This is a genomic window from Nostoc sp. S13 (assembly GCF_029379315.1).
Lineage (GTDB): Bacteria > Cyanobacteriota > Cyanobacteriia > Cyanobacteriales > Nostocaceae > Nostoc.
In genome coordinates this window covers 50,880-56,879 of the sequence record NZ_JAQYWQ010000035.1, presented here as the reverse complement: position 1 = coordinate 56,879, position 6,000 = coordinate 50,880, and the positions used below count along the sequence as shown (strand labels likewise).

Below are 6,000 nucleotides of genomic sequence, written 5' to 3'. Positions count from 1 at the left end.
ACTTTAGATTCTTCTGATTCCTTGTGTCAAGCCTGATTGAGATGCTCTTACCCTGGTAGGGTTAGTGAGAAAGTCCACTTTTGGTTATAGTCCGGTGAGACACTTTGAAGTTTTGTGCGCCCTTGATCTTGGCATAGCCATCTAAGTCAGCCTGAACCTCTAAACTTCTCTTCACCCCACAAGAAGTAGTTAGATATTTTTTGATTTGGAAGTCCCTAAATGCTGAAGATTTTTGCACAAGAAAAAAATCTTCAGCATTTAGCTTGTTGAGCAATTACAGCGTTTTAGCAACTACATGAGGTACGCCCGTCCCCAACCTTGCCCTTAACAAGCTACGGTGTACACACAAGTCTGAAATAGCTGATTAACCAAGGTTTTACCCCACCCTAACCCTCGCCGATATATTGGGGAGCCACTGCTGCGATCGCACTCCGATTTTTTGGCTATTTTGACTTGGGGCATTCGATAAAAATTCGGTATCAAAGGTTCAAACATCAGGGCGATCGCTTTGGGATGTCAATCACCACCCCAAAGTCAATTGGAAAATGTCAATACTCTATTTTGTCAAAATTTGTCACAGTAATACTATTTCACTTAACACTCATCTAAATTGATGATTAATCTACGAAGAAACACTCCATGAAAAGTTAATGTTGTTCAAAGATATACGAGATTATCAAATTTCATTTCTGGGCTTGTTCCTAGTCCTGGGAATCGGTACACGAGACTGGACGTTACGACCAGAGTTGATTGGAGTATTGATCGCCACAAGTCTTGCAACCCAATGGATATTGTCATTAGTCATTAGTCATTGGTCATTGGCAAACAACATAGACGCCCCAGCGGCTTCCCGCAGAGTAGGACAAATAACTAATGACAAAGGACAAATTACGAGTCTTCGTAGTGCTTTAATTACCTCACTGGGACTCAGTTTACTGTTGCGGGCTGATCACTGGACGACAATGGCAATAGCCGCAGCAAGTGCGATCGCTAGCAAATTTCTCTTCCAAGTCGGTGATAAACATTTCTTTAATCCTGGTAATTTTGGCATTATATCTGCCTTGGTTCTGACGTCCGATGCCTGGGTTTCGCCGGGACAATGGGGTGAAGAGTGGTGGTATGCGCTCTTATTCCTCGGAACTGGCGGCATGACTTTGCAGCGCATTGGTCGCTGGGACACCACAGCAGCTTTTTTGGGTGCTTACTCCTTGCTGGAAGCAATTCGCAATCTCTGGCTGGGTTGGACTTGGGATGTTTATTGGCATCGGTTGATGAGCGGATCGTTGTTGTTGTTCGCCCTATTTATGATTACAGATCCGCGATCAATCCCCAATTCTCGAATTGGGCGGGTAGTTTGGGCAGTTTGCATCGCCGGATTAACTTTCATCCTGCGGAATTATTTCTTTGTTTCTACCGCAGTCTTCTGGGCACTGTTCATGGTTGCCCCATTGACCATTCTGATAGATGTGCTCTGGTTAGCCCCAAGGTTTGCTTGGCAAGAGGGAGATGAGGGAGCAGGGGGAGCAGGGGAAGAACTTCTTACTCAGCGCTCTTGACTCCTGTACAGACGCGATTAATCGCGTCTCTAACTCAGCACTGAGCACTCAAAATATTGAGGTATAAAAAATGAAGATTTTTCGACTTTTAACGCCATTATTGTTGGCAATTGTAGCTGTTTTGTGCTTTGCACCAGCAGCTTGGGCATTTTGTGGATTCTATGTAGCCAAAGCTGATACGAAGCTCTACAACAAAGCTTCTCAGGTGGTGATAGCGCGAGATGGCAATCGCACTGTCCTAACAATAGCAAACGACTTTCAAGGCGAAGTCAAAGATTTTGCAATAGTAGTACCTGTGCCAACACTGCTGACAAAAGAGCAAGTTCGCGTTGCCAAACCCCAGATTATCGAGCGCCTAGATGCTTTTAGTGCACCGCGATTGGTAGAATATTTTGACCCAGATCCTTGTGCCCCACTAATTTTCAACGACTTCATGACATTAGGAAATGGAGGAGCAGGAGGAGCAGGAGTAGCGCTATCTGGGAGTAGCGATCACAGTTTAGGTGTGACAGTCGAAGCCAGTTTCAACGTCGGCGAATACGACATCGTGATCCTGAGTGCGAAAGAATCTGGCGGACTGGAAACTTGGCTCAAAAACAATGGCTACAAAATCCCTCAAGGGGCGAAACAGTTACTTCAGCCCTATATCCGTTCCTCAATGAAATTCTTTGTTGCCAAAGTCAACTTAGATAAATTCAAGCAATCTGGCTACGAGTTCCTGCGTCCGCTACAAATTTCCTATCAATCACCCAAGTTCATGCTGCCAATTCGTTTAGGCATGATCAATGCCACGACAGAGCAGGATTTAATTGTCTATATCCTCTCGCCCGAAGGAGGGGCAGAAATCACTAACTATCGGACGGTGAAAATCCCCTCCAATGTCAATATTCCGGTGTATGTCAAAAAGGAATTTAATGAATTCTACAAATCCTTGTTCCAAACCGCTTACACCAAAGAAGGCAAAAAAGTCGGTTTTTTGGAATACGCTTGGGATATGGGTAGTTGCGATCCTTGTTCTGCCGATCCCCTGACCCCAGAGGAACTCAAGGAAGCAGGTGTATTTTGGCTAATTGATAATTCTTCAGGTAATGTACCAGTATTCCCCAATTTTGGTACTCCCTTTGTTAGCAGTAACGTCTTCATCTCGCGTCTGCATGTCCGCTACACCCGCGATACATTCCCAGAAGACTTGATTTTCCTGCAAACTGCCAACCGTGAATCTTTCCAAGGGCGTTATATTTTGCAATATCCATTTCAAGGGGAACTTAAGTGTGAAGCAGGTAAAAAATATAAACTGTCTTTGCCCAAGCGTTTTGAACAAGAGGCGCAGACTTTAGCTAAGTTAACCAACGGGAATATCCAAGATATTCGCAAGAAAATGAAGCTGAGTGTCGGAAATCTCACATATTCCTTGTGGGAAAGTTTCTTATCCTGGTTTTGATTATATTGACTTTTTCGCGTAATTCCCCTCTAGCTAAAGTCAGGAAGTCGCCTTTCTGCTTCGGCTACAAAACGAATCGCACATTTTCACCTCACACGGCTTCTCAATGATTCGGCTATTGTCATTAGTACCTCTGACAGCTTTATGATCATTAGCTGTTTTTGTATCGTGGCAATGTCAATGAAGTAATTGGAGATTTTCTTGAGTGTTTTTCCCCACCTTTCGAGGGGGGTTTTTTTATGGTCTATTTCCAATAAATCTCTATCTTTCAGAACTTACACTTAGATATACTGCTCTATTTTGTAACAAAAATTGTAACAGAAATACTATTTGAGCTAGCCCTCGTCTAGATTGATGACAAATCTACGGGGAATCCCGGAATCAAGGGATGAAGTTGCTCAAAGATATACGAGATTATCAAATTCTATTTATCGGCTTGTTCCTAGTTTTGGGAATCGGTACACGAGATTGGACGCTGCAACCAGAGTTGATTGGGGTAGCGATCGCCAAAGGGGAGATGAGGGAGCAGGGGAAGAACTCCTAACTCCTGTACAGACGCGATTAATCGCGTCTCTCCAAACAGACGCGATTAATCGCGTCTCTCCAAACTCCAAACTTAAAAAAGTAGAGGTATAAAATGAGATTTTTTCGACTTTTAACGCCATTATTGTTAGCAATTGTAGCTGTTTTGTGCTTTGCACCGGCAGCTTGGGCATTTTGTGGATTTTATGTAGCGAAGGCTGATACAAAACTGTATAACAAAGCTTCTCAGGTGGTGATAGCGCGAGATGACGATCGCACTGTGATGACAATGGCAAACGACTTTCAAGGCGAGGTGAAAGATTTTGCAATAGTAATACCTGTGCCAACGGTACTGCAAAAAGAGCAAGTTCGTGTGACCCAACCCAAGATTATCCAGCGCTTAGATGCTTTTAGTGCGCCGCGATTGGTAGAATATTTTGACTCAGATCCTTGTGCTGTAAGTGATTCGGTAAATCAACCTGCTCCAGCATCTAGAGCAAGCGCAGTCAATGAGGAAGCTAAAAAGACAAGCGATCGCAGTTTGGGTGTGACGGTCGAAGCACGTTTCAACGTCGGTGAATATGACATTTTAATCCTCAGCGCTAAAGAATCTGGCGGACTGGAAACTTGGCTTAAACGCAATGGCTACAAAATCCCTAGAGGAGCAAAACAGTTACTTCAGCCCTACATCCGTTCCTCAATGAAATTCTTTGTTGCCAAAGTCAACTTGGATAAATTTGAGAAATCTGGCTATCAGTTCCTGCGTCCGCTACAAATTTCCTACCAGTCACCCAAATTCATGCTGCCAATTCGTTTGGGCATGATCAATGCTACGACAGAGCAGGATTTGATTGTCTACATCCTCTCGCCCCAAGGACAGGTAGAAATCACTAACTACCGGACGGTGAAAATTCCCTCCGACGCAAACATTCCCTTATTTGTCAAAAATGAATTTGGTGAATTCTACAAATCTATGTTTCAAACTGCCTACACCAAAGAAGATCGGAAAGTTGGTTTTTTGGAATACGCTTGGGACATGGGTAGGTGCGATCCTTGTTCCGCCGATCCTCTAACCCCAGAAGAACTGAAGCAAGCAGGCGTATTTTGGTTAGATGATAATTCTGCAAGCGATGTGCCAGCACCCCCCAGCTTTCGTCGTTCCTCTTTTAGTAGTAATGTCTTCATCTCCCGGCTGCATGTCCGCTACACCCGCGACAAATTCCCTGAAGACCTGATCTTCCAACAAACTGCTAACACTGAATCTTTCCAAGGGCGTTATGTTTTGCAACATCCGTTCCAAGGGGAACTCAAATGTCAGGCGGGTAGAGAATATAAGCGGTCTTTACCCAAGCGTTTTGAACAAGAAGCACAAACTCTGGCTAAACTAACCAACTGGAATATTCAAGACATTCGCAACAAAATGAACCTGAGTGTAGGTAATCTGGGATATTCCTGGTGGGAAAATTTTCTGTCCTGGTTTGGATTATATTGAGGGGAGTAGGGAGTAGGGAGTAAAGAAAATTAGAGACTTATTCATCGAGTTCAAAGACTCAAAATCCCCACTCCTCAACATCTTGACCAAAGGTATTTTTTAGGGCGTTGTTATACGCAATACTAAAATATTCTTGCTTTCTTCGCCAAGATTGTCATGGTTCAATTCGATGAACAGCTACGCCGCTTAGTTACCGAAGCCTGTGGATACCCGTCTGGAAGTCCTCAACGTCAGAAGCTGCTCACGCAAATTATTCGCTTGACAGCAAGTAGACTCTGGAGGGAAAATACCCCCTACTATCAAGATGCATTGCAACAAACTTGGTTGTATTTCTGCCGCAATGTTTGTGAAGGTTTGACAGGTCAAACCTATGACCCCACCTATGGCAGTGTCATCACCTGGCTGAATGCTTACCTAAAACGGAGACTACAAGACTTTTACATTAACCAGAACCGGGAACAAGCCACAATAGTCCGTCTTCGGGTTCGTCAGTCTACATCGGGTGGAATAAGTGAAACTATTGATCCTGTAGATAACCTCCCAGCTATGCCCCAAGCACCTCCCATTCTGGAAGACTTGGAGATATGGGTTAAAACAGATTCTGAAGGAGAACTGCGCGGTACTTACATTAAAGGGCATCCAGATGTGAATTGTCAGGTGTTAATTCTCAAACGCCTACCCCCGGAAGTTAGCTGGAGAGAATTATCTGAGGAATTTGGGCTGTCAATTCCGACATTAAGTAGTTTTTATCAGCGCCAGTGTCTACCACGTTTGCGTAAATTCGCCGAATTGGAGGGATTGTTATAACAATTCAAAATTAAAAAGAGTGAATGTAGAGACGTAGCAGTACTAAGCTAATCGGCATTCAAGTTGCATAATCAAGGCGGGCAAGATACCCACCTCACAATATATTGAGAAAATTCTCATCTGCAAATTAGATGGATTTTAGCTTACAGACCTCTTGCAAAAATCCCTAATACTCCACCCCC

At 43.8% G+C, this 6,000-nt stretch carries 5 protein-coding genes and 1 pseudogene; 5 read left to right on the top strand and 1 reads right to left on the bottom strand.

Annotation, left to right across the window (positions count from 1 at the left end; translation table 11 throughout):
• Positions 1-324 precede the first annotated feature (324 nt).
• Positions 325-495 (bottom strand): hypothetical protein, encoded by a 171-nt coding sequence (locus PUQ00_RS13540; RefSeq protein WP_300417094.1) that lies wholly within the window; start codon positions 493-495, stop codon positions 325-327.
• Between the two features lie 155 nt (positions 496-650).
• Between PUQ00_RS13540 and PUQ00_RS13535 the strand changes: the two genes are divergently transcribed.
• The 5 genes and pseudogenes from PUQ00_RS13535 to PUQ00_RS13515 all read left to right on the top strand — a co-directional run bounded on the left by PUQ00_RS13535 (position 651) and on the right by PUQ00_RS13515 (position 5,818).
• A complete protein-coding gene (locus PUQ00_RS13535) occupies positions 651-1,556 on the top strand; it encodes an RnfABCDGE type electron transport complex subunit D (RefSeq protein ID WP_300417091.1) in 906 nt (301 codons plus the stop codon).
• A 70-nt stretch (positions 1,557-1,626) separates the two neighbouring features.
• Positions 1,627-2,997 (top strand): DUF2330 domain-containing protein, encoded by a 1,371-nt coding sequence (locus PUQ00_RS13530; protein ID WP_300417088.1) that lies wholly within the window; start codon positions 1,627-1,629, stop codon positions 2,995-2,997.
• Between the two features lie 388 nt (positions 2,998-3,385).
• Positions 3,386-3,505 (top strand): annotated as a pseudogene (locus PUQ00_RS13525) (Na+-transporting NADH:ubiquinone oxidoreductase, subunit NqrB); the annotation flags it as partial.
• 129 nt (positions 3,506-3,634) lie between these two features.
• Positions 3,635-5,011 (top strand): DUF2330 domain-containing protein, encoded by a 1,377-nt coding sequence (locus PUQ00_RS13520; protein ID WP_300417086.1) that lies wholly within the window; start codon positions 3,635-3,637, stop codon positions 5,009-5,011.
• A 156-nt stretch (positions 5,012-5,167) separates the two neighbouring features.
• Complete coding sequence (locus tag PUQ00_RS13515) at positions 5,168-5,818, top strand: sigma-70 family RNA polymerase sigma factor (protein WP_300417084.1); 651 nt, start codon at positions 5,168-5,170, stop codon at positions 5,816-5,818.
• Positions 5,819-6,000: the final 182 nt, after the last annotated feature.

Coding starts and splice junctions, on each gene's coding strand:
- PUQ00_RS13530 (WP_300417088.1), top strand. CDS start 1,627: ATGAAGATTTTTCGACTTTTAACGCCATTATTGTTGGCAATTGTAGCT.
- PUQ00_RS13515 (WP_300417084.1), top strand. CDS start 5,168: ATGGTTCAATTCGATGAACAGCTACGCCGCTTAGTTACCGAAGCCTGT.
- PUQ00_RS13540 (WP_300417094.1), bottom strand. CDS start 495: ATGTTTGAACCTTTGATACCGAATTTTTATCGAATGCCCCAAGTCAAA.
- PUQ00_RS13520 (WP_300417086.1), top strand. CDS start 3,635: ATGAGATTTTTTCGACTTTTAACGCCATTATTGTTAGCAATTGTAGCT.
- PUQ00_RS13535 (WP_300417091.1), top strand. CDS start 651: ATGTTGTTCAAAGATATACGAGATTATCAAATTTCATTTCTGGGCTTG.